We start from the raw sequence: 25426 nt of genomic DNA, 5'->3' as shown, positions 1-25426 counted from the left end.
AATCCAAGAGTGGCGAAGCCGCCGGGACGCGCTCATACATTAGCGGCAAGCAACAAGCACCATCGCCTTGCCGTCATTCTCGCATCGAACGGCGCGGTATCAAAGCAAATGAGTCCGGCTACGCCGGACGGCGTATTCCACTGGATTGCCCGGCCCATATTATTATTGGCCGGGCAATGACGGCCCTTATGCGTCATTTTCGCCGCAGGCGGGAATCCAGTTAAATATGTCGTCCGGCGTAGCCGGACTCCTTTGAAAGAGTGTGAGTTTCGCTTCAATATGCGCCACGAAAATAGGCAGCAACATCTGCTAAAATCTATCCGAAATCGACCGCTTAAAGTATCTTGAACCAAAATTAATGTATACGCTGGAACTTATGATTTTAAGATAACTGTTTATATTCATTCGCGCATAATTCGTTAAAAGTCAAAGTTTCTGTGCTTTAAGCGTTTGCCAACTTTCCTATATAAGTCCGTAAGCATACTATTGACTCAACTTTAAGTGACTATACAATTTAGATCCGTTCCAAGGACTACACATGATCGACCAGTTCAAAAATTTCTTGAAGGCCGACAATCCGGTTAAGCACGGACTGCCGGCCTTTGTCTATACCAGCGATGCCTTTCGGGAAATCGAAAACCATACGGTGTTCACCAACAATTGGGTGTTTGTCGGATTCGCTCACGAGTTGGAGGAAATCGGTGATGTTCAACCGATTACTGTGGCTGGGAAACCCTTTTTTCTGGTGCGTAACGACCACAATGAAATGGCTGCATTCCACAATGTTTGTCGGCATCGCTGTTTGAAATTAATCGAATCCAGTGGCAACTGCGGGCAATTAATTCAATGCCCGTACCATTCCTGGATATATGACCTTCAGGGCGCGCTTAAGGCTGCGCCCTACTTTGGCGGACGCGACAGAAAAAAACCCCCGCCAGGATTCTTATTGGAAGACCATGGCCTGGTCGCGGTGAGCTGTGAGACATGGCATGACTGGATATTTATCCGCATTAATGGCGATGGCGCCGACGACGACGGTGGCCTGGCATTTGATAAGTTCATTGCACCGCTAAAAAAGCGACTCGAAGATATCGATCTGGCGCAAATCAAACCGGTCGCGACCATTGATTTCGGCGTGCTGCAAACTAACTGGAAAATGTTAATGGAAAATTTCATTGAGCCGTACCATGTGCAATTTGTGCATAAAACAACCACCAGCCAGCCATTAATCGATCATTACACTATTTTAGAAGATCATTGCCTCGGCAGTGGTTGCAATATTGCCGCCGAAAAAAAAGATGCCCAACGCAAACATGACCCGAAGACGCTGGCCGTGACCTCAAGATTTTTAACGCTTTTTCCTAACTTTGTTATCGGAACCTATGTGCCTGACCAACTGGGCGTTCATTTAAACATCCCGGTCAATACCGGTGAAACCCAACAACGCCGGGTCATTTATCTTCATAAAGATAACCCGGCGTCAGAAAAAGAGATTCAGCAACTCCGTCAACTTTGGCGCGCCGTCCACCGAGAAGACCACGCAATTTGCGAGCGTCTGCAACTAGGACGAGTGTCCGAGGTTGCCGCCGACGGCGGTTATCTATCGCCGCACTGGGAAGACAGCGTTCGGCGATTTCAGGAACTGGTTGTAGAATCGGTTTTCCCGCAAGGGGACGCAAGCTGCGCCAGTGCTAATGATGAACACTCGCCCCTTAACTTTAAGGTTTAAAAATAATTGCTAGGACTAATTGATATGAAAAATACCACTCAGGCAAGTACTCTTCAGGCATTGCCGGATTTTTGCATTGATCACACCATGCTTCGGGTCAGCGATCTGGAGCGTAGCCTGGATTTTTATGTTCGCATTCTGGGCATGAAAATTCTTCGTCAAAACGAATATCCCGCGGGCAAATTCACCAATACATTTATTGGTTATCAAGGGGAAGATGAGGGCGCCACTATCGAACTCACCTATAACTGGGAGCAAACCGAGCCCTACGAGCGCGGAAATGCCTGGGGACATATCGCGCTTAAAGTCTCCGATGTCTATGCGGCCAGCGAATATCTTAAAAGCCAAGGGGTGGAATTCACCAAACAGCCCTCGCCGATGAAAGGCGGCAGCCGTATTCTCGCGTTTATAAAGGATCCAGACGGCTATCCGATTGAGTTGAATGAGCCGCTATCCAAAGACCGCTGACCAGTCCCCATCAATGTCGCTATCGTTAATGGGTTTCAGGCGTTCGAACAAATCACCAGCGCATCGACGATGGTGCAAGATTCTGTGCTGACGATTACCGGGTTCAAGTCGATTTCGCTAATAACATCTCGCAGTTCAAACGCGACTTTGGAAAATTCGGAAAGCATCTGAGCGGCGAGATCGACACGGCATGGCGGTTTGCCGCGGACGCCTTGTAAAATTTTAAAAATATTCAGCGACTGAATACTATACAGTGCTTCTTCTACACCGCACGGCGCCGGAATAAACCGGCGATCTTCCAGCAACTCAATATAGATTCCGCCAGCGCAAACCATTACCGTCGCACCGAATTGCGGGTCGTTAATCATGCCAAACGCCAGCTCCACGCCAGGTTCAATCATGGTTGCAACCATAACCTTGCGGCCCAGGCGACTTGCAATATCGTCATAGGCATGGCGCACCGCATCCGCATTCATTAACGACAACCGAACCCCGTCGGCATCGGATTTATGCTGCAGGCCAAGCCCGGCCGACTTGAGTACAACCGGGTATCCTAAAGCCTCCGCAGCCGCAACGGCATCATCCAAATTATCGGAAACCCGCGACCTCACACAAGGCAAGTTAAAATCACCGAGCAATGCCATCGACTCGGTCTCGTCCAACGCCGCGGTGGTGCGCAAGCGGCGTCGCCAATCGGTCAAAGTTTTATGCTCGACAGCAACGTCGTTCGGCGCCGGCGTGGCGAAAAATATATGATCGCGATATCGAAACATGTTTGCCATGGCAGACAAAGCCAGCGACACGCCGTTTATCACCGGAATGCCAAACTGACCTAACTCACTGGCAGTAGCGGCGTTATTGGCATTTACGCTGCTATTTACCACGATCAATGGTTTGTCGGTCAAATCAATAAACGCCTTGGCCACATCAAGCAGCGCCGGGTATTGAGAAAAATTGTCGCGAAATTCAAATTCCAGAGAGAGCATTGCGGTGCCTGGGTCATCGGCGAGGATGTTTAAGCAATTACGGTATATCTCGGCGACATCGGCATTGAGTGCGCCCATGGCATCCACCGGATTTTCAGCCACCAGTCCATATTCCAGAAACTTCTCCAGTTGCTTGCGCGAGTGGTCGGTGAGCGAGGTGAATTTCAACCCCATTCCAGCACCAATATCAATCATCTGTTCACGCAAGCCACCGGAATCGAGCAAACTGGAAAGATCGCCCGGGCCCGGGCGCCGCGGTTGGGAAAACGCCAAGGTGGTGGCGGCAAGTTGATCGATGTCGGCTACGCGAATTGCGCCATAGTGATCGCAAATTGCTTGAAACGCGCCATCATCCCCAGCCACCGCGCCGCAGTGGCTGGCCGCCATGCGCGCGCTTTGCTCGGTGCGGCCGACTTTCACCACAACCACGGGGATTTGTTGTTCACGCGCGCGGCGCAAAGCCAGAACAAACCGCTCTGGATCGCGAATGGCCTCGACAAAAATCGCCAATACCCGAGTGGATGGCTGCGCCAAAGCGTACAGCATGTAATCGGCCACGCTGCCATGAATCTCCTGACCCGGAGAAACGGCGAGATTAAACATCAAGCGCGGATCGGTATTAGCGAGGTAGGTCATCACCGAACCGGAGTGGGCGATTAATGCGATGTGACCGGCCGGCCGGTCAGGCGGAAAATCAAAACTAACCAGCGTATTGGCGTCGTAATTATAGAAACCCATGCCATTGCCGCCGCAAACCGGGATATCGGCTCGGCCGGCTTTGGTTTTTAATCGTTGCAACAGGGCCGGAGACCGATCTTCTGCGAGGTAATTGTTCACATAAATGACCATGCCCCCGACTCCCAGCTCGATCGCCTTATCGAACACCGCCTCCACGGCATGGCTGCCGATGACCAAAACCACCAGATCCGGCACTATCGGCAGCGATTCAATATTCGGATAACAGGCCGCGCCGTCGACTTCCTGATAACGCGGATTGACTAAGTAGAGACAGCCTGAATAGGCATGATTTTCCAGCAAGCGTTTGGTGCGCAAGCCAAAACTGCCCGGTTTTGCCGATGCGCCCACAAGCGCGATGGAGCGCGGCGCCAGCAGGCGCGTCATCCAGTGCCCGCCAATGTCGCGCGATTTTGCGTCGCGTGATTTTATGCCGCCCGTTTTTATGTCGCCCGTTTTTATGTCGCCCGTTTTTATGTTACGTGGTTTTATGTTGCCCGTTTTTATGCTACGCGGTTTGATGGCGGGCAACCGCAGTGCGGCGTCTGCGTTGCAAAAACACCACCAGGCCGAGCAACAAAACGGCGGGAATATAAAATACTTCCTTGACCACACGCTCGGATCGGGTAAGGATATCGGCGATGCGTACCGGTCGGTCGTCATAAAAATCAAACGTTTTGCCGATGCCCTCAAAAAACGGCGTGCCCGGCAAGGGCTCGCCAATGACCGCGAAGCCATCTTCGACGGTGACCGACAGACCTGCATTTTCGAGTCGCTCAATGGCGTCCGAGCGTTGTCCCAGCGGCACCAGTATGGTGGTTGATTCGATTTCCCCGGAATCGAAATCGGGGCCGCTGATCACCATTGTGATGACGCCGTCGGGAGTGGCCTGACCCACCACTTCATAAATCTTGCTGGGCTCGGCGCTGTCATATGGCGGCGAAACCTGGTCCAGCCAGTAACCCGGTCGGAACAGGGTGAATGCGACCAGTAACAATAACGCCGATTCCCACTTCTTGTTGCGGACGAGAAAATACCCTTGCGTGGCCGAGGCAAACAGCATCATCGCAAACACGGCCACGACAAACACGAATATTGCCTTCATCGGCGACACGTCGATCAGCAGCAACTCGGTATTGAAAATAAACAAGAACGGCAACAATGCGGTGCGAATATCGTAAGCGAATCCCTGGATGCCGGTCTTGATCGGATCGCCTTTGGAAATCGCCGCGGCCGCAAATGCGGCCAGTCCCACCGGCGGCGTATCGTCCGCCAGGATGCCAAAATAAAACACAAACAAATGCACCGCAATCAACGGCACCAGCAATCCATTTTGCGCGCCGAGCGTGATAATCACCGGCGCCATCAGCGACGAGACGACGATGTAGTTAGCCGTTGTCGGCAGACCCATGCCCAAAATCAGGCTCATCAATGCGACCAGAATCAGCATCAGAATTAAAGAGCCGCCGGACAGAAACTCAACGAACTCGCCGACCACTTGGTGCGCGCCGGTCAAGGAGATGGTGCCGACGATAATACCGGCCGCGCCGGTCGCAACCGCGATGCTGATCATGTTGCGCGAACCGGCCATCATGCCGGCAATCCAGTCGCACAGGCCGATTTTAAATGCGCCCCAGTAATTACCGCTACCCCGGAAAAACGCCTTAATCGGGTTCTGAGTCAGCGAGACGATGATCATGGCAATAGTCGCCCAAAATGCCGAGAGGGCTGGCGACAGTCGCTCGATAATGATGCACCAGATTAGAATCACGATGGGCAATATGTAGTACAAGCCGGTGATTGCGGTCTCCCCGGCTTTGGGCAATGCCAGTATCGGGGCATCAGGATCGTCGACAATCAGGTCCGGGGTTTTGGATGCGAGTTTTAGCAAGAGCAGGTAAAGCAGCGTACAGCCAACCGCAACAATGGTGAATGCCGCATCAGGCGCAGCCACTTTGACCCAGCCCAGACCAAAATAAACCACCATGCCGAGTAGCGAGATACCGATGAATCCGCCCAGAAATCCGATCAGTTTATTCGCAAAAGTGCGCGTTGAAGGCGGTTTTGGCAAGCCCTTTAAATCCATTTTCATGGCCTCAAGATGGACGATATAGAACAGCGCGATATAGGATACCAGCGCCGGCACCAGCGCATGCTTGAGAATATCCTGGTAACTGATGCCGGTGAACTCCGCGATTAAAAATGCCGCGGCGCCCATCACCGGCGGGGTCAACTGCCCGTTTGTGGACGACGCCACTTCGACCGCGCCGGCTTTTTCCGCCGAGAAGCCGGTGCGCTTCATCAGCGGAATGGTGAATGTTCCTGTGGTCACGGTATTGGCAATGGACGAACCGGAGTACATGCCGCTCAGGGCTGAGGCCACGACCGCGGCTTTGGCCGGGCCGCCGCGCAAATGCCCGAGCAAGGCGAAGGCAATTTTAATGAAATAGTTGCCGGCGCCGGCTTTTTCCAGAATCGAACCGAACAGCACAAACAAGAATATCAGCGTGGCCGAGACCCCGAGCGCGACCCCGAATACACCCTCGTTCTGCATCCAGAAATGCCACATGGCTTTGCCATAAGATGCGCCCTTCCATTGAATCGCTTCCGCCAGCCATTCGGCGTTGCCAAAAAACACATAACTCACAAACACGCAGGCGACGATGAGTAGCGGCAACCCCAGGGTGCGATAAACAGTCACGCCGAGAACCAGCATGCCTATAGTCGAGGCGACCAAGTCGCCGGTCGTCGGCAGTCCGGCGCGAACCGCAATTTCATTACGCAATACCACGATATACAAGCAGGCGGCGACACCGATCGCCGCCAGCGCCCAGTCGTACCACGGCACCCGATTCCTAGGGCTTGACTTGAATAAGGGAAACGCCAGCGAGCCGAGAAAAAAACCAAACGCCAGGTGAATCAATCGCGCGTTTGAATTGGTCACAATGACACTGACGCCGGTAATGTCGGTCAGCCAAAACGGCAGGTTTGAGGCAATATACAGCTGGAACAATGCCCATATCAATGTCGTGTAGGCAATCAGTTTGCCCTGCCAGCCAATGGCATTGCGGCCACCGGTTTCGATTTGCGCCACAAAATCATCAACGCCGTCCTTAGATAAGTCGTGCTTTGCCATAAATGCCTCGCTGGAAGCGGTTGCGCTTCAATTTTTACAGGTTTGAAATCATCCGTGGTGCAAGATGATTTTAGTGGGGATGGATGGGCAGGCCTGAAAACCGTGCCCTGCCCGAGTCAACTCAGAGTCAACTCGGGCCTGCCCGTTCGCGTCTTGCTACATCCAGCCGCGTTCCTTGTAATACCTGATTGCGCCAGCATGCAAGGGCGCCGACAGCGCATCGGTAATCATCTCGGACTCTTTCAGATTAGCGAAAGCCGGGTGCAATTTTTTGAAATCCCCGAAGTTGTCGAACACCGCCTTGACCACAACGTAAACCGCGTCCTCAGACACATCGGCGCTGGACACGAACGTGGCGCCAACGCCAAAAGTGAGGATGTCGCTATCGTTGTTATACATGCCGGCGGGGATGGTCGCGGTGCGGTAATAGGGATTATCCGCAACCAACTTGTCGATCGCCGGGCCGGTGACATTCACCAGATGCGCGTCGCAAGTCGCCAGCGATTCCTGGGTCAACGCCGAAGGATGACCGACCAACCAGAAATAAGCATCAATTTTGCCATCGCACACGGCTTGACCGGTTTCCGCCGATTTCATTTCCGCGGCCAGTCTCAGGTCGCTGCGCTCCCAGCCAAGCGCTTGTTCAAGCACTTCCCAGGTACCGCGCGTGCCGGAGCCCGGGTTGCCGATGTTCATGCGCTTGCCCTTGACGTCGTCAATATTGACAATGCCCGAGCTGTCGCTGGCGATAACGGTCACCGGCTCGGGGTGAACCGAAAAGACCGCACGTAAATTCTCAAACTTGCCGGCATCCTTAAATTTAGAGGTGCCGTGGTAAGCGTGGTATTGCCAGTCCGATTGGGCCACGCCAAACTCAAGTTCGCCGGCGCGAATGGTATTGATGTTATAAATTGATCCGCCGGTGGATTCCGCCGAGCAACGAAAGCCATGCTCTTTTCGGTTCTTGTTCACCAGCCGACAAATCGCGCCGCCGGTTGGATAGTAAACGCCAGTGACACCGCCAGTGCCGATGGAAATGAATTGTTGTGCCGCTGTCGCGGTGCCGACGCCAGCGAGCGCGCCGGCTAGGATGCCGACTTGTGCCGCGGCAATGACTGCTGATTTTAACTTCATGATTTTTTTCTCCGAATCTTAAAACACATTAGTATAGGGAACCCTCTGATTAATCGGTTTCCTGATGAGTACAAGGATGCACGAGCAACTTTTTTATAAACATTATTCGCCCACAAGCGCAAGAGTAAACTAAACTACCGCCCGAATGCAACCTTGAAAACGCAACCCGAAAAATAAACATGTCATGAGTTATATCTTTCATCGAAACTTGCAAAATGATTACCCCCAAGCGGTGCGCGGCGATGGTCCGTATCTGATTGACAGCCGCGGCAAAAAATATATTGATGCATGCTGCGGCGCCGCCGTTTCCTGTCTGGGTCATCATAACCAATATGTGATCGACGCGGTCAAGTCGCAACTGGACAAACTGCCTTATGCGCATACCGGTTTTTTCACCACCGAAGTCGCCGAGCAATTGGCCGCGCTTTTGGTCGGGCGCGCGCATCGGGCGCTGCACAAAGTTTATTTTTCATCCGGCGGCTCCGAAGCCATCGAGACCGCGCTGAAAATGGCGCGCCAGTATTTCGTGGCAATCGGCCAGCCGCAGCGCGAGTATTTCATCTCGCGCCGACAAAGTTATCACGGCAATACTATTGCCGCATTGTCCGTGGGCGGGCACTTCGCGCGGCGGCAGGTCTACGCGCCGATACTAAATCGTTCGCACCACATCTCCCCGTGCTATGCCTACCGCGGGCGCAACGATGATGAAACCGAGCAACAATACGGGCTGCGCGTCGCCGACGAACTTGAGCAAGCGATTCACGCGCTCGGCGACCAGCGGGTGATCGCGTTCGTTGCCGAGACCATTGTCGGCTCGACGCTCGGCGCAGCGCCGGCGACGGCGGGTTATTTTTCGCGCATACGCGAGATTTGCGACCGGCATGGCGTGCTGTTGATCATGGATGAAATCATGTGCGGCATGGGCCGAAGCGGGCGGCATTTCGCCTTTGAAGACGAGGGCATAACTCCCGACCTAGTCGCTATCGCCAAGGGCTTGGGCGGCGGCTACCAAGCCATCGCCGCGACCATGGCGACCCAAAAAATCTTCGACGCGATTAGCGCCGACGGCGGCAACTTTCAGCACGGCCATACCTATATCGGTCATCCGAGTTCCGCGGCCGCGGCCCTGGCCACGCAACGATATATTGATGACAACAACCTGCTTGAAAACGTCCGAGCGCGCGGCGCGCAACTGTTCGACGCGCTCAAGCAGCGATTCGCCGATCATCCACAGGTCGGCGATATTCGCGGCCGCGGCTTGTTCCTCGGCGTTGAATTGGTGCAAGACCGGGCGACAAAAACGCCGTTCGCCGCCGACAGCAACTTGGACGTGGCGCTGAAAAAAATCGGGATGGACAACGGCATCATGATTTACCCCGATGCCGGCACCCTCGACGGCAAGCGCGGGCATCACATCTTGCTCGCGCCGCCGTTCATCATCCAATCAAGCCATATCGACGAGATCGTCGACAAACTGGACGCAACGATTCATTCGGCGATCGCGCATATTTCACCTTAGAAACATATCCATGAACTCGGCCATGAACACGGCATCGTCACGCGGTCGCGCGACACAACTTAAACTAACCGATTCCTTGAAGTTGCGGGAATCACAAACCGGAGAAGACTAATGAGCAAAGCACGTTTTGAACTGGGCTTGGCAAAACGCAAAGCCACGCTGGGCGCGGAATATGTCCATAAAAATCTTGAGGCCGCGGACGATTTTACGCGGCCGTTTCAGGAGATGATGACCGAGTGGTGCTGGGGTTTTGGCTGGGGCGATGACGCCATAGACGCGAAAACCAGATCGATGATGAACCTGACCATGCTCGGCGCGCTCGGCAAAATGAACGAATGGGAAATACATTGCCGCGGCGCCATCACCAATGGCGTGACCAAAAAGCAGTTGCGCGCCATCATCCATGTCATCGGCATTTACTGCGGCGTGCCGCAATCGCTGGAATGTTTCCGCGCCGCGAAAAAAGTCATCGAGGAAACCGGGTTGGAGTAGCGGCGCGCAGCGTTGCGGTGGTGGTGACGATGACGAATGTAGGGACAGGTCGCGACCTGTCCCTACGGCGAAGCAATACCGTTGGAATTACACGAGTAACTTCGTGACCGGAACAAAGGTCCGTCATTCCAACGCAAGTTGGAATCCAGTAAGACATGCACGGCGATAGCCGCACCACATACCACGACGGTGGCGATGACGATTTATTTTTTATGAGGACAGAGCAATGCGAGTTTATAAATTCTTAAATAAGAAATACGGTCTTGAGGCTTTACGCGATAAGCGTTTGAAAATCTCAAACATTATGGACTTAAACGATCCATTTGAATTTTTAGGTGTTGAGCTTTCAAATAAACATGATCGTAGATCATTTGAAGGACTCAAATGCCATTTGTCAAAAAAATACGGGTTGTTATGTTTCAGTGAAAGCCGGAAAAACCCTGTTCAGTGGGCGCATTATGCTGAAGAATACAAAGGCTTATGTCTGGGATTCGACATCCCAGAGACAAATAAAAACCTGCTGAAAGTGCGCTATGTGGAAAACAGATTCAGGTCGCCAAAAAACAAAGAAGACGCCAACAATTTCATGGATAAGTTGCTTACAAGGAAATTTTTACACTGGAAATATGAACAGGAATATAGATGTTTTGAGCCCCTAAGACCCAAAACGAATGGTTTTATTATAAACATTTTTCTATCATATTTGATCTTAAACAGATAATTGTGGGTGCAGAATCCGATATATCTCGTGCAGATATTTCCAAAGCACTTGGCAACAATGATTCAAATATTGAAAGATTTAAGGCTCGTGCGGCATTCACGGAATTTAAAATGGTGCAGAACCGGAATGAGAATCTATGGATTTAAACTTATCCAACCAAGCAAAATGATGATTGGATTAACGCCGGGAAATTGATGATGACAATGATGAGAAAGATAGCGCGGATTTTCGGCGTAGTTCCACAAACTTCAAGCAAAAATATTGCAGCACTGCGCGCGTGGGCCGAGCTGGGGCATGCGTGGGCACAATATAGTTTGGGTCGTGCATATTGGAAAGGCGAGGAAATCGATGAGGACAAACGCGAGGCAGAGCATTGGTATCGCCTAGCGGCCGAGCAAGGGCATACGAAAGCGCAATTGTTTTTAGGTGTTGCTTACGATAACGGAGAAGGCGTTACAATGGACAAACGCGAGGCGGCACGTTGGTGGCGCATGGCGGCCGAGCAAGGGGTTGCGGAGGCGCAAACCAAATTGGGTGATACCTACTATTTTGGCGAACGTAGTGATTCTGGCAAACGTAGTGCTGGAGATAAACGCGAAGGAGTGCGCTGGTATCGCAAAGCGGCGGCGCAGGGGCATATGCAGGCGCAAACTCATCTGGGCTTTGCATACTGTTACGGAATAGGCGTGATTATGGATAAGAGCGAGGCGTATATCTGGTGGTCCATTGCCAAAGTGAATGGCAATAGAAGGGCGGCAAAGTTTTTACACGAAAATAATTGGCGCAAGCATTTGTCCAAAAACGAAATCTGTTCAGCGCAAAAAGAGGCGGCGGCGCGGCTGGAAGAAATTGAAAATCGCAAAGAATAATCGGTGCAAAAATAATCATGTCCAACAGTAACAGCGGCACCATTAACATCGGCGAGTTGCGGCTTTATCGGGAACTTGCGGAGCGCGGGGACGCGATGGGGCAATTTAATTTGGGTGTTGCTTATTCGCGTGGCATAGGCGTTGATGTAGATCTCGACGAAGCGGCGCGTTGGTGGCGCAAAGCGGCGGAGCAAAGGTATGCGGCGGCGCAATATGATTTGGGGGTTGCATATGCGAATGGCGAAGGCGTCGCTAAGGATAAGCACGAAGCGGTGCGTTGGTATCGCCTGGCGGCGGAGCAAGGAAATGCGAAAGCCCAATACAATTTGGGCGTTGCATATTGGGATGGCGTGGGCGTAGATGAAGATAAACGAGAGTCAGTGCGCTGGTGGCGCAAAGCGGCGGAACAAGGGTTTGCGCAGGCACAACATAATATGGGCGTTGCATATGATAATGGCGAAGGCGTTGATGTGGATAAGCGTGAAGCAGTGCGTTGGTGGCACCTGTTGGCGGAGCAGGGAAATGCGAAAGCGCAACATAATTTGGGACTTGCATATTGGGATAGCGAGGGCGTAGATGAAGATAAGCACGAAGCGGTACGTTGGCATCGCCTAGCGGCCGAGCAAGGGTATGCGGATGCGCAATATAATTTGGGACTTGCATATTGGCACGGCGAAGGCATAGATGAATATAAACGAGAAGCGGTGCGTTGGTTTCGTATGGCGGCCGAGCAAGAGATTGCAGAGGCACAATATAATTTGGGACTTGCATATTGGGATGGCGCGGGCGTAGATGAAGATAAACGCGAAGCGGTTCGTTGGTGGCGCATGGCGGCGGAGCAGGGAGATGCGACGGCACAATATAATTTGGGCAGCGCATATTGGGATAGCGAGGGCATTGATGAAGATAAATGCGAAGCGGTTCGTTGGTGGCGCACGGCAGCGGAGCAAGGAAATGCGAAAGCGCAATATAATTTGGGCAATGCATACCGGAGTGGCGAAGGCGTTGCTATGGATAAACGCGAAGCGGTTCGTTGGTATCGGATGGCGGCCGAGCAGGGGCTTGCGGAGGCGCAAAATAATTTGGGTGCTTTATACTGGACCGGCGAAGGCGTGATTACCGATGAACGCGAAGCCTATATCTGGTGGTATACTGCAAAAGCAAACGGCAACGAGACGGCGGCAGATAATTTACGCAACAAAAATTGGAACGATTATTTATCCAAAAGCGAAATTCGTTCGGCGCAAAAAGAAGCGGCGCGGCGACTGGAAGCGATTGAAAATCGCTGATACCGTCATTCCGGCTTGGCACGGAATCCAGTAAAACATGCGCGGCGTTAGCCGCACCATATACGACGACGGCGTAACACACCGCGACGGTTTTGTGTCCCGCTACGCGGGACGCATGTCTTACTGGATTATCGGGTCAAGCCCGATAATGACGACGGTGGTGGTGGCGACCGCGGCGACACGAAAGTGAGCGCAGGCAGCGGCGGTTAGGCACCGTCAATGCGCTTGATTGCGGTTGGTCTTCGGTGTTGGTCAATCGAGACATAGGTGTAGGTCGCCTCGGTCACTTTCAGGTTTTGCTCGGCCGATTGCTTGCGCCGCACCCAGGTTTCGATGCGGATGGAAATGGAGGTGGTGCCGATTTTTTCGACCGCGCAATAGCAACTCACCTGGTCGCCGATGAACACCGGCAGGTGGAAGGTCATGCCTTTGACCGCCACTGTGACCAGCCGCCCTTTGACCATATAACTGGCATAGATCGCGCCGGCCAAATCCATCTGCGACATGATCCAGCCGCCGAAGATATCGCCGCTGGGGTTAGCGTCCGCAGGCATGGCCACGGTGCGCAATGACGGGGCATGGTTTTTTGGGAACGAGTCTTCCGGGAACTGGTCGGGCATGGCTAAATCACTGGGTTGAAATAATGTCGTCCGGACGAGATGGCGTGTATTTCCTGCAGCAACAACTTATAGTGTTCATCATCATTCAGAAAATCTAAATTTTCCGCGTTAACCATCAGCAGCGCGGATTGGTGATACGACAAAAAATATCGGGTGTAGGATGCGGTGATCTGCTCCAAATAGTCGCGCTCCATGTTGCGCTCGAACAACACGCCGCGCTTGCGGATTCGACTGACCAGCACCTCGCTCGGCGCTTGCAAATAAATCACCAAATCCGGGGCTGGCACCTCCAGAGCCAGTCGCTGATAAACCTGCTCGTACAAGACTAATTCGTCGTCGTCCAATGTGATACGCGCGAACAACGGATCCTTATCCAACATAAAATCGGCAATCCGCAGGGGTGTAAATAGATCGCCCTGGCGCAACTCGCTTAACTGGCGCACCCGCTGGAACAGGAAATACAACTGGGTTTGCAGGGCGTATTGTTCGGGCGATTTATAAAACCGCTCGAGGAACGGATTGTCGGCCGATTGCTCCAGCATCAAGGCGGCGCCGAGGGACCACGCGATCTTTTTGGCCAGGGTTGTTTTCCCCACCCCGATCGGGCCTTCCACAACAATGTATTTCTTATTGGTTATTTTGCACCTCATTTGTTTACTTCGTTTTTGTTTACTTCATTGCGACCAACTTCGTATACTCTCATGCCTTCAACCCTTCCGCCAATTAAACACGCTTAACTCAAATGCCGCAACCATGAAACTCCTGTTCGATCTGTTCCCCCTGCTGATATTTTTTGGCACATTCAAATTTTACGATATTTACGTCGCCACCGGGGCGGCAATTATCGCCACATTCATCCAGGTTACGGTCTTCTGGGCCAAAAACCGCCGCTTTGAATCAATGCATATCATGACCTTGATCATCATCACCTTTTTTGGCGGCCTGACCATACTGCTAAAAGACGACGTGTTCATAAAATGGAAACCGACCGTGGTCAATTGGCTGTTTTCCGGGGTGATTGTCGGCATGTTGTTGTTCGCCAAAAAATCTGCATTGGAATATGTCATGGGCAAACAAATCGCCTTGCCCGATGCGGTGTGGAAAAACCTGAACCGCGCCTGGGCGATATTCTTTTTAGTCATGGGCGCCCTCAATCTTTATGTGGCGTTCTACTATAATGCAGGCGCCGATGCGGCCATCCGCACCGCAACCTGGGTGAACTTCAAGGTGTTCGGATTACTCGGACTGACCTTGGCGTTCATCATCGGGCAGATGTTTTTCCTGTCCAAGCATATCAAAATGAAAGAGCCCGACAGATAACAAGCGGATAGGCCAAACATAGGCATCAATAATGTATTACACCATTTACGCAAAAGATGTTGCCAACAGTCTGGAGAACCGACTCGCCGCGCGCCCGGCCCATGTCGCGCGCCTTGCGGAGTTAGTCGACCAGGGCCGATTGTTGGTGGCGGGCCCCAACCCCGCGATTGACAGCGAAGACCCCGGCACCGCCGGTTTCACCGGAAGTTTAATCATCGCCGAGTTTGATTGCCTGCAAGCCGCGCGGATTTGGGCCGACGCCGATCCTTATGTGATTGCCGGGGTATATGAAAGCGTGGAAGTAAAGCCGTATAAAAAAGTGTTTCCATAATCTTGCTTTTTTAAAAAGCAGTGCGGCAAAATACTCAACAAGAAACATTGAGGCTACTGGAGCATAAGTGCCGAACAGTAACACTGCCAACAGAACAATCCTTGATAAAGGTACGGTAAAGGTATATGGTGAAATAACTCGGGCGCGGACGGTTATCGCTTTTCTTCAAAAGCAGCACTTTCATATACCCATCGCACAAACTGTTATATTTTAAGAGGAACGACATGAACACCAGACAGGCCGCCGAAGCGTGGTATAAAGAAAAATACGGGCAGATGGATAGGAACATTAGATCTTCCAAACTATACAAACCCGAAGAGTCACGGGCTAAAGAGTATTCTTGGTGGATAGAAATAAAGGAAAGTAAATTGGAAACTGGGGAGTTCCAGAATATTCTTTTACAAAAGGGACGAGGAAATGACGATTTTTTTCACCTGAAAATCCCAAATTTATTTTTGATTGACAACAAGAATAATCTTGGATACCGAGAAACCAAAGGTGTTTTCTCACTGATAATCTCAGCAGAGCCACAAACTAGAATGGTTGAAAAAAGAGGTAGCGGAAAAATATCGTTACTGGAGTTTTGTAAAACAGGATGTGATATTGTGAAAAACGCATATACCGCGGTAATTAAAAAAGAAAATGATTGGTGGGTCGGGTGGATTGAAGAAGTGCCGGGCGTCAATTGTCAGGAGAAAACCCGCGATGAACTGAAAAAGACTTTGGGGATCACGCTTAAAGAAGCAGTGGAATTTAATCGCCAGGATGCATTATCGGCGGCGGGCAGTGGCTATAAAGAAGAAGGTTCAAGATACTTTAAGGTATAGTGAAATGGTCATAACTAATTGTTCAATAAATGAAAAACAAGCATGTCATTCGTTGCCGAATTTCGGAGAATAAATTCAGGGCCATTCCACGGCTGTTTTGCCTTGATATCAAGGCTTGCAAAGTTGCTCAAATCACGGGCATCTCTGGCCCAGCGACCAGCCGATTGTATACTCAAATCAGACAACACATGGCCGGGCAATGCGAGCGTATGTGTTCACTGATTCACTGCCCGTTTTGTTCCTTTCCAGCGGTGTTTTAGCACCGCCGTCTCGGCCGTCATTCTCGCCGCAGGCGGGAATCCAGAGTGGCGTTAGCCGCCGAGACGCGCGCATACATTAGCGGTAAGCAACAAGCACCATCGCCATGCTGTCATTCTCGCATCGAACGGCGCGGCATCAAAGCAAAGGAGTTCGGCTACGCCGAACGGTTTAATCACTGGATTGCCCGGCCAATAATAATAATATGGGCCGGGCAATGACGACCCTTATTTGTCATTCTCGCCGGCAGGCGGGAATCCAGAGTGGCGTAGCCGCCGGTTGTGTCACGCTTTGCGTGACACTTATTTACCATTGTCTTCTCAAAAGAACTCATCGCCTTCCGATTCACCATTGTCCCCCCAGCCCGTCATTCTCGCCGCAGGCGGGAATCCAGTTAAAATATGTCGTCCGGCGTAGCCGGACCCCTTTGAAAGAGTGTGAGTTTCGCTTCAATATGCGCCACGAAAATGGGGGTCAATATCTGCTGAAATCTATCCGAAATCGACCGCTTAAAGTATCTTGAACCAAGAAGAAAGTATCGCAGTATGAAAAGAAGGGCGTTGCTGAAACACCTTCGCGAACAAGGATGTGATTTCTTGAGAGAAGGCGGCAAACACTCGTGGTGGCATAATCCTGTGCTGAATAACCGCTCGGCAATTCCGCGGCATTCTGAGATTACGGATATATTGGCAAACAAAATATGCCGGGATTTGGGCGTGGACCCAATCAAATAGTTGCTAACACGGTAAATTCAGCCGGCTTCCTTGTAAGCGACCAATTCGCACCGTTTTCTGTTTCACAAAGTCCGTCATCCGCCCAAATAAAAAATTCGGTCAACCCGCGCTCAATTTTCGATCTAGACCATTCCCGACCCACTGCCCGCGACTTTGTCCCATACCACATCGCCTTTCGACTCCTTGCGTAGCAGTGCCAGCCATTTATCATGTTGTTCGAGTTCTTCCGCAGTCGCCTGAGTCGCGTTTAGTTTTTTTACATCTTGCGGATCGATTTTCACCTCCTTGTGCTGGCTTGATGGCATGGTCCCGGATGGCATGATCAGGGCTTCCGATTCGCCAAGCAAGGTCGTCTGGCCGCCGGTCATTTGCAGATAAACGTCCGCCAGAATCTCGGCGTCCAATAACGCGCCGTGCAGGGTGCGCTGGGTATTATCCACGCCATAACGCTTGCACAATGCATCCAGGCTGTTTTTCTGCCCGGGGTGCTTGTGCCGGGCCATCACCAGGGTGTCCAGCACCTGGCAATGCTGTTCAATCACGCCGTCGCCGCGCCCGCACACCTTAAACTCATGATTCAAAAAGCCCAGGTCAAATGGCGCATTGTGGATAATCAACTCGGCGCCTGTGATAAATTCCAGCAGTTCCGCGGCGATGTCCTCAAAAACGGGCTGGTCTGCAAGGTCTTGATTGGTGATGCCGTGAATCTCGGTCGCGGCTTCCTCGATCTCGCGCTGCGGATTGATGTAGCGATGAAATCGGTTATCGGTCATGCGCCGATTGAGCATTTCAATGGCACCTATTTCGATGATTTTATGCCCCTGGCCGGGTTCCAGCCCGGTGGTCTCGGTGTCTAAAATGATTTGCCTGATGGAACTCATTGTTGGTCAATGCCGCGATTGGCAAGCGCATCGGCGCGCTCGTTGCCGGGGTCGCCGGCATGCCCTTTTACCCAATGCCAACTGACGCGATGGCGCGATGAAAGATCGTCCAACTCCTCCCAAAGCGCCCGGTTCTTCACCGGTTTTTTTTTCGCGGTTTTCCAGTTGTTGGTTTTCCATTTTCCCAGCCACACTTGAATGCCGTTTTTCACATAAGTGGAATCGGTGTATAACTCAATGTCGCAGGTCTTGGTCAGCGCGCTCAGCGCCTCGATGGTCGCGCGCAATTCCATTCTGTTGTTCGTGGTCTCGCGCTCTCCGCCAGACAATTCTTTTTCGTGCTCGCCGAATATCAGCAATGCGCCCCACCCCCCCGGACCTGGATTTCCGCGACACGCGCCGTCGGTGTATATGACCACTTGCCTCCCATGCTTAATATTCATGCTTAATATTCATGCTTAATATTCATGCTTAATATTCATGCTTAATATTCATGCTTAATATTCATGTTGAACCCTCATATTGAAGCAGACGGCGATCAGTTTTTTGCGCCCGCTTCAGGCCAATTCTTGCTGCCCGCCGGGATGACTGAGAGGCGGGCTGAGCCAGGTCCGGGATGAGGCTATGCCAGGTTCGGGCTCTTTTCGGCAAGGCGGTCGCTGCCATTTCCCGTTTCCTGCCCACGATCACGTAGACCCCGCCCAGCCCCGGCCACCAGCGCTCCCCGGCTTTTTCGACAAACGCCAGACGGTCGCGCCATTTTTCTGATTGCACCGGCGGCCGCCAGCATGTCATCGCCGCGCCGGCCAAATCAAATCCAAGCAGCGCCAACCAATCCTGCACCCGGCCTACTCTATAGTAATGGCGATAGTAATGGCCATCGTCACGCCCATCGTCATGGCCATTCCGCGGCATCCTTTTGTTATGCCCGTCTTTTTTATGCCCGTCTTTTTTATGATGGGCGAATAATTTCATCGCGCCGTAAAAGCTGATCAAGTTAAATCCAATAATCACGATACAGCCTTCGGCAACCAGAATCTGGCTGGTTTGCCGCAGCACTTCATGCGGGTCGGGACAAAAATCCAGGGTGTGCGGCAATATGACCAAATCATGGGTTTTTTCGGGAAACGGCAATGCCGCGCTGGATGAAACGGCGTAATGGCATCGCGCATTTTTTTCATGCCGCCGGTCGATGAATTGCCGCCGGTCGATGAATTGAGGATATTGGGTATCGATCACAAATCTCGAGGACACTTCTATGCCTGCAAAATAATCAACCCAAGGCATCCCGACCTGCAGACTGCGCGCATAGTATCCCGACGGCACCAACTGGGCACACTTCTCCTTCTCCTGATTAATAATGGACTGCCCCAAGGATGTTTTGAACCACTCGTTCATCGCGCTTATTTTAATCTATTTTGTCGCACGCTTCATCGGCGTTTTATCGTTACAATACGCGCCATAAAATTGATCTCAGCGCATTACAACGATGTCACATTCAGCCACCGTAGAACTGGCCAGGGAGTTGGTCCGCCGGCGCTCGGAAACGCCCGATGACGCTGGCTGCCAGACGCTATTGTCGCAACGTCTAGCTGCCATCGGTTTCACTTGCGAGCAAATCAATTTCCACGATGTGACCAACCTTTGGGCGACCCGGGGACGTGAACATCACCAGACAGCAAAGCCATTGGTGGTTTTTGCCGGACACACCGATGTGGTGCCCACGGGGCCATTGGCGCAATGGTCGATGCCGCCTTTCGACGGCGCGATAAAGGATGGCATGCTGCATGGCCGAGGCGCCGCCGACATGAAAGGCAGCATCGCTTGCTTCGTGACCGCATGCGAGCGCTTCGTTGAAATTCATAATAATCATAGTGGCGGGGACCATAATGGCGCCATCGGCTTGTTGATCACCAGCGACGAGGAAGGCGTCGCCAAATGGGGCACCCAAGCAGTCATCGCCGAGTTGGATGCCCGCAAGGTCAAGATCGATATGTGCATCGTCGGCGAACCCACCAGTTCGGAAACATTTGGAGATACCGTAAAGGTCGGGCGTCGCGGTTCAATCAACGGAAAGTTGATAATCAGAGGCAAACAAGGCCACATCGCCTATCCCCATCTGGCCGTGAATCCGCTGCACACCGCCCTGCCCGCACTCGCCGATCTGGTTTCAAGAAAATGGGAGCAAGACGAGGACCGGAACGAGGACCAGGACGAGAACAAGCGAAACCAATTTTTTCCGCCCACCGGCTTCCAACTGTCCAATATCAACGGCGGAACCGGTGCGTCGAACGTTATTCCTGGTGAAATTCGGATTGATTTTAACTTTCGCTATTCCCCGCAAACCACCGACATAAAATTAAAGCAACAATTCGAAGCAATTTTATGCCAGCACCATCTGGATTTTGAAATCCAGTGGGGAATGCCCGGTTATCCTTACCAAACCAAACCCGGCGCATTGGTGGACGCGGTCGTCGCCAGCATTACCGAAGTTACTGGCCGCACGCCAACCCGGTCAACCGCCGGCGGCACTTCGGACGGAAGATTTATTGCGCCCAGCGGCGCTCAGGTGGTGGAGTTCGGCCCAATCAATGCCACCATCCACCAAATCAATGAACAGGTCTCGACCACAGACCTCGATTTATTATCGGCATGTTATGAAAACATCCTGACCCGGCTGTTGGCGCCGTAAAAATTGACCGAGCTTGAGAACGGAAAAACATGATGTCATGGTCACGCGATTCCCGCCAGAACCGAATGGTTATTGCCTATAAGACGCCGGAGTGTAATTGAAGTCATATCCATTCTTAAAAATCAGCCGCAAACCCGCAAAACCGATAATCGCGCCGTTGGCTAATACATCCCTACTCCAGGCAGTGTGTGGTCTCGGCCTGAATGATACTGAACGAGAGTTGTGTTGCTAACGGAAAATGATGCCACGAGGAGGTGGTTTCTGTTGATAATGGGGAAGTGATTTTGTCGCTCTATTTCCCGTCGTCATTCCCGTGCAAGAACGTCACTCCTGTGAAAACAGGGGCAGGAACCCAGTCAATTATGCGTCTCGCGTAGCGGGACACGACCGCCAGGGATGGCGGAAGTGCCGATTTTGCAGGAGCAAAAATCTGCCGACCGCGCCGACAGGCGGAAGTGCAAATAATGTCGGGAACAATTATTTGCCAAAACCACAAGCCCGGGGCGTACGCCAACCCCGCCGCCGCATAATGTCAGCGGCTTCACCGCTGGGTTTTTCACTGGATTATCGGGTCAAGCCCGATAATGACGGGATAACAAGGGTTCGTCATTCCTGCCCGGGCCGTCATTCCAACGAAAGTTGGAATCCAGTTAACTATGCGTCCCGCGTAGCGGGACACGACCACTAGGGGTGGTGGAAGTGCAGATTGCCGCTCCTGCGCGTCCCGCGCCCGGGGCGTACGCCGACCCCACCGCCGGATAATGTCAGCGGCTTCGCCGCTGGATTTTTCACTGGATTATCGGGTCAAGCCCGATAATGACGAGCTATGAGTATTACCGCCGCGTCTGGGCCGTCATTCCAACGAAAGAACGTTACCCCTGTAAAAACAGGGGTTGGAAAAAATGGCTTCAGGCAATTTTTTCGCGAGCGTAGCGAACCCGCAGAGTGCGTATCAGGGACGACGCCATGGACGGCGGAGGTAGAGCGACGCAGGAAGCCAAAGCCGACGATACGCACAATCCAGTCAATCATTCGTCCCCCGCCCCTAGCTGCCGCAGGGGTGACGTTCCCGCACGGGAATGGCGGCTTGGCTGAGCCCAATAGGTAGCCGACGCTAATTTCAGTTCAGGCCTGCGAAAACCAAACAAATGAATTAGAATAGCCGGATTGCGCTCAAATCCAGCGCTTGAAAACCGGTGACGATGACCGGTAATAATATCTGCGGAGATTGATCTTTGTGCTGACCAATTATTTTCCGATCTTGCTGTTTATTCTAGTCGGGCTGGCACTCGGCACGGTGGCGATTGGTGTGGGCAAGGTGCTGGCGCCCAATAAACCCGACGCTCAGAAGCTTTCTCCATATGAATGCGGGTTTGAGCCTTTTGAAGATTCCAGAATGAAATTTGATGTGCGTTATTATCTGGTTGCGATTCTGTTTATAATTTTTGATCTTGAAATTGCGTTTCTATTTCCCTGGGCGATTGTGCTCGATGAAATTGGTGTGTTTGGGTTCTGGGCGATGATGGTGTTCCTTGGCATCCTGGTCATCGGTTTTATCTATGAGTGGAAAAAGGGCGCCCTCGAGTGGGAATGAAATGGGAGTAAACCAATGGCCTTAGAAGGCGCATTACACAAAGGCTTCGCCACGGCGAGGCTCGATGATCTGATTAACTGGGCGCGCACCGGTTCGATGTGGCCGATGACCTTTGGTTTGGCCTGTTGCGCGGTGGAAATGATGCAAGCCGGCGCGGCGCGTTATGACCTCGATCGATTTGGCATTATATTTCGCCCCAGCCCCAGACAATCCGATGTCATGATCGTGGCCGGCACGCTGACCAATAAAATGGCCCCGGCCTTGCGCAAGGTGTACGACCAAATGGCGGAACCGCGCTGGGTCATCTCCATGGGCTCATGCGCCAACGGCGGCGGCTACTACCACTATTCCTACTCGGTGGTGCGCGGTTGCGATCGCATCGTGCCGGTGGATGTGTATGTTCCGGGCTGCCCGCCCACCGCCGAAGCGCTGATTTACGGCATCCTGCAACTGCAAAAGAAGATCAAAAAGACCAATACTATTGCGCGGCCGGCGCCCGGCATGCCCGACCGACAACCGCTCAGGTAAGCCACGGGCGCAATGAGCTTCCAATCCATCCATACTGCTTTGTGACCATGGCAACGGCGCTGATGAGTTTGTCGCAATTAAGAGAATACCTGCCAACCCTGCTCGGCGATGCGCTGTTGTCCGAGCGCGTGGAATTTGGCGAACTGACCTGCGAAATAGCCGGCCAGGACATCAAAACAGTTTGTCAAAAACTTCGGGATGATAAAACCGCCCAGTTCGATCAACTGATTGATTTATGCGGCGTGGATTATTCGAGTTACGGTGAGGCAGAGGACGCTCCCCCGGGAAACGGGACACAAAATGCAACGTCACAAAATAGAACCTCATGGCCCGGCAGTCGCTATGCGGTGGTGTATCACCTGCTGTCCTTGAATCACAACTTCCGCTTGCGGTTGCGCGCCGAACTGGACAACGAGCCACCGACCATTGAATCGGTGATTGATGTTTGGCCCGCGGCCAATTGGTTTGAACGGGAAGCCTTCGATTTGCTCGGCATTATATTTACCGGCCACCCGGACCTGCGGCGTTTGCTGACCGATTACGGCTTCATCGGCCATCCGTTCCGCAAGGATTTTCCGTTGTCCGGGCACGTTGAGGTGCGCTACGACGAACAGCAAGGACGCGTGATTTATCAACCGGTGACCATTGAAGAGCGGGTCCTGGTGCCGCGCATCATCCGATGATGATGTCTTGTCGTTCACGCTTGCCTATTTTCCGTTATGCCGTGTTGCGCGCCTTGCCTAACGAAAAATATCCTGCGCTTACTTGTGTTTCGTAATGACGAAAAACAAAACTTCCGTCATTCTCGCCGCAGGCGGGAATCCAGCTATTAAACCCAAGGGCAATAGCCCTTGTCATTAATAGTGAGGAAAAAATTTCATGAATAAACACCAATATCGTATCGCGTCGTTTTTGTTTTTATTTAGCGCAAGTGTTTTAAGTAGCGCGCAAGAGCCAACCATTGCGGCACGTTGGGATTGTTTTGAATTCTTATCGGATTCAAATGTTCCTATTATAAAAACATGGGTTTATAAAAACCCAAACGGCGAACCTGATGCCGGAAGAATCGAAGCCAACGGAATCCGCAAAGAAGCATCTTACTATCAGCAGGGAATCTCGCATCGCTGGAACTTTGACTTGGATCTGGATAATTACGTATATAAATCTGCCTTCGTTATCAAGCCAGACGGCGATGGGCTGTATTACTACTACGGAAGCGAGGACTTCGTAGCACCATCGCTTCGTACAAAATGCAAAAAAACTAAATAACAAAATAATACCAACACGATCATGTCTGAAATCCGCAACTACACCATGAACTTCGGGCCGCAGCATCCGGCCGCGCACGGCGTGTTGCGCGTGATCATGGAAATGGACGGCGAGGTCATCGTGCGCTGCGACCCGCATATCGGGCTGCTGCATCGCGGCACTGAAAAACTGGTTGAATCCAAGCCCTATAACCAGAGTATCGGCTATATGGATCGGCTGGATTATGTGTCGATGATGTGCAACGAACACGCCTATGTGCTGGTCATAGAAAAAATGCTGGGCGTCACGCCGCCGATTCGCGCGCAGTATATCCGCGTGATGTTCGACGAGATTACGCGCATCTTGAACCACTGCCTGTGGCTCGGCGCGCACGCGCTGGATGTCGGCGCGATGACCGTGTTCCTGTATTGCTTTCGCGAGCGCGAAGATTTGATGGATTGCTACGAGGCGGTTTCCGGGGCGCGCATGCATGCGACTTATTACCGTCCGGGCGGCGTGTACCGCGATCTGCCCGAGACCATGCCAAAATATGCGCCAACCAAACGCCATTCCGAAGCGCAAACCAAAGCGCGCAATGCCGACCGAGAAGGCTCGCTGCTGGATTTTGTCGAAGCGTTTACCGATCGATTTCCGCACTGCGTGGATGAATATGAGACGCTACTGAGCGACAACCGCATCTGGAAACAACGCACCGTGGACATCGGCATTGTCACGCCAGAACGGGCCAAAGCGCTTGGTTTCACCGGCGCTATGCTGCGCGGTTGCGGGGTGGAATGGGACTTGCGCAAGAAACAGCCCTATGCAATTTACCCGCAAATGGATTTTGATATTCCGGTGGGTAGCAACGGCGACTGCTACGACCGCTATCTGGTGCGCGTGGAAGAAATGCGTCAGTCCAATCGAATCATCAAACAATGTATCGACTGGCTGCGAAAAAATCCGGGCCCCGTCATCGTTGATGACCATAAATTAATCCCGCCTTCGCGGGAAAATATGAAAGGCGACATGGAATCCTTGATTCATCATTTCAAATTATTCACCGAAGGCTTCTGCATTCCCGCCGGCGAAGCCTACGCCGCCATCGAACATCCCAAAGGCGAGTTCGGAATCTATCTGATCTCCGATGGCGCCAACAAACCGTATCGCTGCAAAATCCGCGCCCCGGGCTTCCCCCACCTGGCGGCGTTGCATGAAATGTCCCAGGGTCACATGCTGGCTGATATGGTGGCCATCATCGGCTCCCAGGATATCGTGTTCGGGGAAATTGATAGATGATGTATAGACCGATAATATT

32 protein-coding genes are annotated in these 25426 nt (G+C 52.3%); 20 read left to right on the top strand and 12 right to left on the bottom strand.

Annotation, left to right across the window (positions count from 1 at the left end; all coding sequences use genetic code 11):
* Window positions 1–32: 32 nt before the first annotated feature.
* Window positions 33–197: a hypothetical protein gene (locus tag ACP158_RS04020; protein WP_424947690.1), complete on the bottom strand. Its 165-nt coding sequence runs from the start codon at window positions 195–197 to the stop codon at window positions 33–35.
* Between the two features lie 341 nt (window positions 198–538).
* Between ACP158_RS04020 and ACP158_RS04015 the strand changes: the two genes are divergently transcribed.
* Entirely contained in the window at window positions 539–1729 is a 1191-nt protein-coding gene (locus ACP158_RS04015) for an aromatic ring-hydroxylating oxygenase subunit alpha (protein ID WP_424947689.1), read from the top strand.
* A gap of 24 nt (window positions 1730–1753) precedes the next feature.
* Window positions 1754–2197 (top strand): lactoylglutathione lyase, encoded by a 444-nt coding sequence (gene gloA, locus ACP158_RS04010; protein WP_424947688.1) that lies wholly within the window; start codon window positions 1754–1756, stop codon window positions 2195–2197.
* A 35-nt stretch (window positions 2198–2232) separates the two neighbouring features.
* On the opposite strand, the gene ACP158_RS04005 is transcribed toward gloA, so the two are convergent.
* The 3 genes from ACP158_RS04005 to ACP158_RS03995 all read right to left on the bottom strand — a co-directional run bounded on the left by ACP158_RS04005 (window position 2233) and on the right by ACP158_RS03995 (window position 8188).
* Window positions 2233–4305, bottom strand: a complete 2073-nt coding sequence (locus ACP158_RS04005) for an acetate--CoA ligase family protein (RefSeq protein WP_424947687.1) — start codon at window positions 4303–4305, stop codon at window positions 2233–2235.
* A 121-nt stretch (window positions 4306–4426) separates the two neighbouring features.
* Window positions 4427–7054 carry a TRAP transporter permease gene (locus tag ACP158_RS04000; RefSeq protein ID WP_424947686.1) on the bottom strand — a complete coding sequence of 876 codons (2628 nt, stop codon included), beginning with the start codon at window positions 7052–7054 and terminating at the stop codon, window positions 4427–4429.
* A 156-nt stretch (window positions 7055–7210) separates the two neighbouring features.
* Window positions 7211–8188 carry a TAXI family TRAP transporter solute-binding subunit gene (locus tag ACP158_RS03995; protein WP_424947685.1) on the bottom strand — a complete coding sequence of 326 codons (978 nt, stop codon included), beginning with the start codon at window positions 8186–8188 and terminating at the stop codon, window positions 7211–7213.
* Between the two features lie 184 nt (window positions 8189–8372).
* On the opposite strand from ACP158_RS03995, the gene ACP158_RS03990 reads away from it, so the two are divergent.
* The 6 genes from ACP158_RS03990 (at window position 8373) to ACP158_RS03965 (ending at window position 13268) form a co-directional block, all read left to right on the top strand.
* The gene (locus ACP158_RS03990) at window positions 8373–9707 is read left to right on the top strand and encodes an aspartate aminotransferase family protein (RefSeq protein WP_424947684.1); all 1335 of its coding nucleotides are present in this window, start codon (window positions 8373–8375) and stop codon (window positions 9705–9707) included.
* 111 nt (window positions 9708–9818) lie between these two features.
* Window positions 9819–10199 (top strand): carboxymuconolactone decarboxylase family protein, encoded by a 381-nt coding sequence (locus ACP158_RS03985; RefSeq protein ID WP_424947683.1) that lies wholly within the window; start codon window positions 9819–9821, stop codon window positions 10197–10199.
* Window positions 10200–10425: 226 nt separating this feature from the next.
* A complete protein-coding gene (locus ACP158_RS03980; RefSeq protein WP_424947682.1) occupies window positions 10426–10920 on the top strand; it encodes a DUF2971 domain-containing protein in 495 nt (164 codons plus the stop codon).
* A gap of 203 nt (window positions 10921–11123) precedes the next feature.
* Window positions 11124–11789 (top strand): tetratricopeptide repeat protein, encoded by a 666-nt coding sequence (locus tag ACP158_RS03975; protein ID WP_424947681.1) that lies wholly within the window; start codon window positions 11124–11126, stop codon window positions 11787–11789.
* Window positions 11790–11806: 17 nt separating this feature from the next.
* Window positions 11807–13078: a tetratricopeptide repeat protein gene (locus tag ACP158_RS03970; protein ID WP_424947680.1), complete on the top strand. Its 1272-nt coding sequence runs from the start codon at window positions 11807–11809 to the stop codon at window positions 13076–13078.
* A 37-nt stretch (window positions 13079–13115) separates the two neighbouring features.
* Window positions 13116–13268 carry a hypothetical protein gene (locus ACP158_RS03965; RefSeq protein ID WP_424947679.1) on the top strand — a complete coding sequence of 51 codons (153 nt, stop codon included), beginning with the start codon at window positions 13116–13118 and terminating at the stop codon, window positions 13266–13268.
* Window positions 13269–13284: 16 nt separating this feature from the next.
* Here the strand turns inward: ACP158_RS03965 and ACP158_RS03960 are convergent, their stop codons facing one another.
* Both ACP158_RS03960 and ACP158_RS03955 read right to left on the bottom strand, forming a co-directional pair.
* Entirely contained in the window at window positions 13285–13698 is a 414-nt protein-coding gene (locus tag ACP158_RS03960; RefSeq protein WP_424947678.1) for an acyl-CoA thioesterase, read from the bottom strand.
* A 2-nt stretch (window positions 13699–13700) separates the two neighbouring features.
* Window positions 13701–14348, bottom strand: a complete 648-nt coding sequence (locus ACP158_RS03955) for a deoxynucleoside kinase (protein ID WP_424947677.1) — start codon at window positions 14346–14348, stop codon at window positions 13701–13703.
* Between the two features lie 103 nt (window positions 14349–14451).
* Here ACP158_RS03955 and ACP158_RS03950 point away from each other — a divergent pair, with 103 nt between their 5' ends.
* The 4 genes from ACP158_RS03950 (at window position 14452) to ACP158_RS03935 (ending at window position 16436) form a co-directional block, all read left to right on the top strand.
* Window positions 14452–15018, top strand: coding sequence for a septation protein A (locus ACP158_RS03950; protein ID WP_424947676.1), 567 nt, complete (start codon window positions 14452–14454; stop codon window positions 15016–15018).
* 31 nt (window positions 15019–15049) lie between these two features.
* Window positions 15050–15349 carry a YciI family protein gene (locus tag ACP158_RS03945; RefSeq protein ID WP_424947675.1) on the top strand — a complete coding sequence of 100 codons (300 nt, stop codon included), beginning with the start codon at window positions 15050–15052 and terminating at the stop codon, window positions 15347–15349.
* A gap of 605 nt (window positions 15350–15954) precedes the next feature.
* Window positions 15955–16176 (top strand): type II toxin-antitoxin system HicB family antitoxin, encoded by a 222-nt coding sequence (locus ACP158_RS03940; protein ID WP_424948396.1) that lies wholly within the window; start codon window positions 15955–15957, stop codon window positions 16174–16176.
* 29 nt (window positions 16177–16205) lie between these two features.
* A complete protein-coding gene (locus tag ACP158_RS03935; RefSeq protein ID WP_424947674.1) occupies window positions 16206–16436 on the top strand; it encodes a hypothetical protein in 231 nt (76 codons plus the stop codon).
* 51 nt (window positions 16437–16487) lie between these two features.
* On the opposite strand, the gene ACP158_RS03930 is transcribed toward ACP158_RS03935, so the two are convergent.
* Window positions 16488–16652 (bottom strand): hypothetical protein, encoded by a 165-nt coding sequence (locus ACP158_RS03930; protein ID WP_424947673.1) that lies wholly within the window; start codon window positions 16650–16652, stop codon window positions 16488–16490.
* Window positions 16610–16747, bottom strand: a complete 138-nt coding sequence (locus ACP158_RS03925; RefSeq protein WP_424947672.1) for a hypothetical protein — start codon at window positions 16745–16747, stop codon at window positions 16610–16612. The genes ACP158_RS03930 and ACP158_RS03925 overlap by 43 nt, the downstream gene beginning before the upstream one ends.
* Window positions 16748–16979: 232 nt before the next feature.
* Between ACP158_RS03925 and ACP158_RS03920 the strand changes: the two genes are divergently transcribed.
* Window positions 16980–17168, top strand: a complete 189-nt coding sequence (locus ACP158_RS03920; protein ID WP_424947671.1) for a type II toxin-antitoxin system HicA family toxin — start codon at window positions 16980–16982, stop codon at window positions 17166–17168.
* Between the two features lie 122 nt (window positions 17169–17290).
* On the opposite strand, the gene dnaQ is transcribed toward ACP158_RS03920, so the two are convergent.
* The 3 genes from dnaQ to ACP158_RS03905 all read right to left on the bottom strand — a co-directional run bounded on the left by dnaQ (window position 17291) and on the right by ACP158_RS03905 (window position 19447).
* A complete protein-coding gene (gene dnaQ, locus ACP158_RS03915) occupies window positions 17291–18040 on the bottom strand; it encodes a DNA polymerase III subunit epsilon (protein WP_424948395.1) in 750 nt (249 codons plus the stop codon).
* Between the two features lie 5 nt (window positions 18041–18045).
* Complete coding sequence (gene rnhA / locus ACP158_RS03910; protein WP_424947670.1) at window positions 18046–18492, bottom strand: ribonuclease HI; 447 nt, start codon at window positions 18490–18492, stop codon at window positions 18046–18048.
* A gap of 61 nt (window positions 18493–18553) precedes the next feature.
* Entirely contained in the window at window positions 18554–19447 is an 894-nt protein-coding gene (locus tag ACP158_RS03905) for a class I SAM-dependent methyltransferase (protein WP_424947669.1), read from the bottom strand.
* 91 nt (window positions 19448–19538) lie between these two features.
* Between ACP158_RS03905 and dapE the strand changes: the two genes are divergently transcribed.
* From dapE to ACP158_RS03880, 5 genes are all read left to right on the top strand, one after another.
* The gene (dapE, locus tag ACP158_RS03900) at window positions 19539–20741 is read left to right on the top strand and encodes a succinyl-diaminopimelate desuccinylase (RefSeq protein ID WP_424947668.1); all 1203 of its coding nucleotides are present in this window, start codon (window positions 19539–19541) and stop codon (window positions 20739–20741) included.
* Window positions 20742–21270: 529 nt separating this feature from the next.
* Window positions 21271–21429, top strand: a complete 159-nt coding sequence (locus tag ACP158_RS03895) for a hypothetical protein (protein WP_424947667.1) — start codon at window positions 21271–21273, stop codon at window positions 21427–21429.
* A gap of 549 nt (window positions 21430–21978) precedes the next feature.
* Window positions 21979–22335 (top strand): NADH-quinone oxidoreductase subunit A, encoded by a 357-nt coding sequence (locus tag ACP158_RS03890; RefSeq protein ID WP_424947666.1) that lies wholly within the window; start codon window positions 21979–21981, stop codon window positions 22333–22335.
* A gap of 15 nt (window positions 22336–22350) precedes the next feature.
* A complete protein-coding gene (locus tag ACP158_RS03885) occupies window positions 22351–22863 on the top strand; it encodes a NuoB/complex I 20 kDa subunit family protein (protein WP_424947665.1) in 513 nt (170 codons plus the stop codon).
* Window positions 22864–22925: 62 nt separating this feature from the next.
* Window positions 22926–23546 (top strand): NADH-quinone oxidoreductase subunit C, encoded by a 621-nt coding sequence (locus ACP158_RS03880; RefSeq protein ID WP_424947664.1) that lies wholly within the window; start codon window positions 22926–22928, stop codon window positions 23544–23546.
* 34 nt (window positions 23547–23580) lie between these two features.
* Here ACP158_RS03880 and ACP158_RS03875 read toward each other — a convergent pair whose 3' ends face one another.
* Complete coding sequence (locus ACP158_RS03875; protein WP_424947663.1) at window positions 23581–23721, bottom strand: hypothetical protein; 141 nt, start codon at window positions 23719–23721, stop codon at window positions 23581–23583.
* A 21-nt stretch (window positions 23722–23742) separates the two neighbouring features.
* On the opposite strand from ACP158_RS03875, the gene ACP158_RS03870 reads away from it, so the two are divergent.
* Together ACP158_RS03870 and ACP158_RS03865 are read left to right on the top strand one after the other, a co-directional pair.
* Entirely contained in the window at window positions 23743–24132 is a 390-nt protein-coding gene (locus ACP158_RS03870) for a hypothetical protein (protein ID WP_424947662.1), read from the top strand.
* Window positions 24133–24153: 21 nt separating this feature from the next.
* Entirely contained in the window at window positions 24154–25407 is a 1254-nt protein-coding gene (locus ACP158_RS03865) for an NADH-quinone oxidoreductase subunit D (protein WP_424947661.1), read from the top strand.
* Window positions 25408–25426 lie beyond the last annotated feature (19 nt).

The organism is Candidatus Spongiihabitans sp., assembly GCF_965247905.1.
Taxonomy (GTDB): Bacteria; Pseudomonadota; Gammaproteobacteria; order Arenicellales; family Poriferihabitantaceae; genus Spongiihabitans.
Note: the sequence above shows the minus strand (reverse complement) of the source record. Positions and strands in the feature narration are given on the sequence as shown.

What these genes read in the sequence shown, in the direction of transcription:
- ACP158_RS04020 (WP_424947690.1), bottom strand. Translation starts at nt 197, where the DNA reads ATGACGCATAAGGGCCGTCATTGCCCGGCCAATAATAATATGGGCCGG.
- ACP158_RS04015 (WP_424947689.1), top strand. Translation starts at nt 539, where the DNA reads ATGATCGACCAGTTCAAAAATTTCTTGAAGGCCGACAATCCGGTTAAG.
- gloA (WP_424947688.1), top strand. Translation starts at nt 1,754, where the DNA reads ATGAAAAATACCACTCAGGCAAGTACTCTTCAGGCATTGCCGGATTTT.
- ACP158_RS04005 (WP_424947687.1), bottom strand. Translation starts at nt 4,305, where the DNA reads ATGACGCGCCTGCTGGCGCCGCGCTCCATCGCGCTTGTGGGCGCATCG.
- ACP158_RS04000 (WP_424947686.1), bottom strand. Translation starts at nt 7,054, where the DNA reads ATGGCAAAGCACGACTTATCTAAGGACGGCGTTGATGATTTTGTGGCG.
- ACP158_RS03995 (WP_424947685.1), bottom strand. Translation starts at nt 8,188, where the DNA reads ATGAAGTTAAAATCAGCAGTCATTGCCGCGGCACAAGTCGGCATCCTA.
- ACP158_RS03990 (WP_424947684.1), top strand. Translation starts at nt 8,373, where the DNA reads ATGAGTTATATCTTTCATCGAAACTTGCAAAATGATTACCCCCAAGCG.
- ACP158_RS03985 (WP_424947683.1), top strand. Translation starts at nt 9,819, where the DNA reads ATGAGCAAAGCACGTTTTGAACTGGGCTTGGCAAAACGCAAAGCCACG.
- ACP158_RS03980 (WP_424947682.1), top strand. Translation starts at nt 10,426, where the DNA reads ATGCGAGTTTATAAATTCTTAAATAAGAAATACGGTCTTGAGGCTTTA.
- ACP158_RS03975 (WP_424947681.1), top strand. Translation starts at nt 11,124, where the DNA reads ATGATGAGAAAGATAGCGCGGATTTTCGGCGTAGTTCCACAAACTTCA.
- ACP158_RS03970 (WP_424947680.1), top strand. Translation starts at nt 11,807, where the DNA reads ATGTCCAACAGTAACAGCGGCACCATTAACATCGGCGAGTTGCGGCTT.
- ACP158_RS03965 (WP_424947679.1), top strand. Translation starts at nt 13,116, where the DNA reads ATGCGCGGCGTTAGCCGCACCATATACGACGACGGCGTAACACACCGC.
- ACP158_RS03960 (WP_424947678.1), bottom strand. Translation starts at nt 13,698, where the DNA reads ATGCCCGACCAGTTCCCGGAAGACTCGTTCCCAAAAAACCATGCCCCG.
- ACP158_RS03955 (WP_424947677.1), bottom strand. Translation starts at nt 14,348, where the DNA reads ATGAGGTGCAAAATAACCAATAAGAAATACATTGTTGTGGAAGGCCCG.
- ACP158_RS03950 (WP_424947676.1), top strand. Translation starts at nt 14,452, where the DNA reads ATGAAACTCCTGTTCGATCTGTTCCCCCTGCTGATATTTTTTGGCACA.
- ACP158_RS03945 (WP_424947675.1), top strand. Translation starts at nt 15,050, where the DNA reads ATGTATTACACCATTTACGCAAAAGATGTTGCCAACAGTCTGGAGAAC.
- ACP158_RS03935 (WP_424947674.1), top strand. Translation starts at nt 16,206, where the DNA reads ATGAAAAACAAGCATGTCATTCGTTGCCGAATTTCGGAGAATAAATTC.
- ACP158_RS03925 (WP_424947672.1), bottom strand. Translation starts at nt 16,747, where the DNA reads ATGGTAAATAAGTGTCACGCAAAGCGTGACACAACCGGCGGCTACGCC.
- ACP158_RS03920 (WP_424947671.1), top strand. Translation starts at nt 16,980, where the DNA reads ATGAAAAGAAGGGCGTTGCTGAAACACCTTCGCGAACAAGGATGTGAT.
- rnhA (WP_424947670.1), bottom strand. Translation starts at nt 18,492, where the DNA reads ATGAATATTAAGCATGGGAGGCAAGTGGTCATATACACCGACGGCGCG.
- ACP158_RS03905 (WP_424947669.1), bottom strand. Translation starts at nt 19,447, where the DNA reads ATGAACGAGTGGTTCAAAACATCCTTGGGGCAGTCCATTATTAATCAG.
- dapE (WP_424947668.1), top strand. Translation starts at nt 19,539, where the DNA reads ATGTCACATTCAGCCACCGTAGAACTGGCCAGGGAGTTGGTCCGCCGG.
- ACP158_RS03895 (WP_424947667.1), top strand. Translation starts at nt 21,271, where the DNA reads ATGTCAGCGGCTTCACCGCTGGGTTTTTCACTGGATTATCGGGTCAAG.
- ACP158_RS03885 (WP_424947665.1), top strand. Translation starts at nt 22,351, where the DNA reads ATGGCCTTAGAAGGCGCATTACACAAAGGCTTCGCCACGGCGAGGCTC.
- ACP158_RS03880 (WP_424947664.1), top strand. Translation starts at nt 22,926, where the DNA reads ATGAGTTTGTCGCAATTAAGAGAATACCTGCCAACCCTGCTCGGCGAT.
- ACP158_RS03875 (WP_424947663.1), bottom strand. Translation starts at nt 23,721, where the DNA reads ATGACAAGGGCTATTGCCCTTGGGTTTAATAGCTGGATTCCCGCCTGC.
- ACP158_RS03870 (WP_424947662.1), top strand. Translation starts at nt 23,743, where the DNA reads ATGAATAAACACCAATATCGTATCGCGTCGTTTTTGTTTTTATTTAGC.
- ACP158_RS03865 (WP_424947661.1), top strand. Translation starts at nt 24,154, where the DNA reads ATGTCTGAAATCCGCAACTACACCATGAACTTCGGGCCGCAGCATCCG.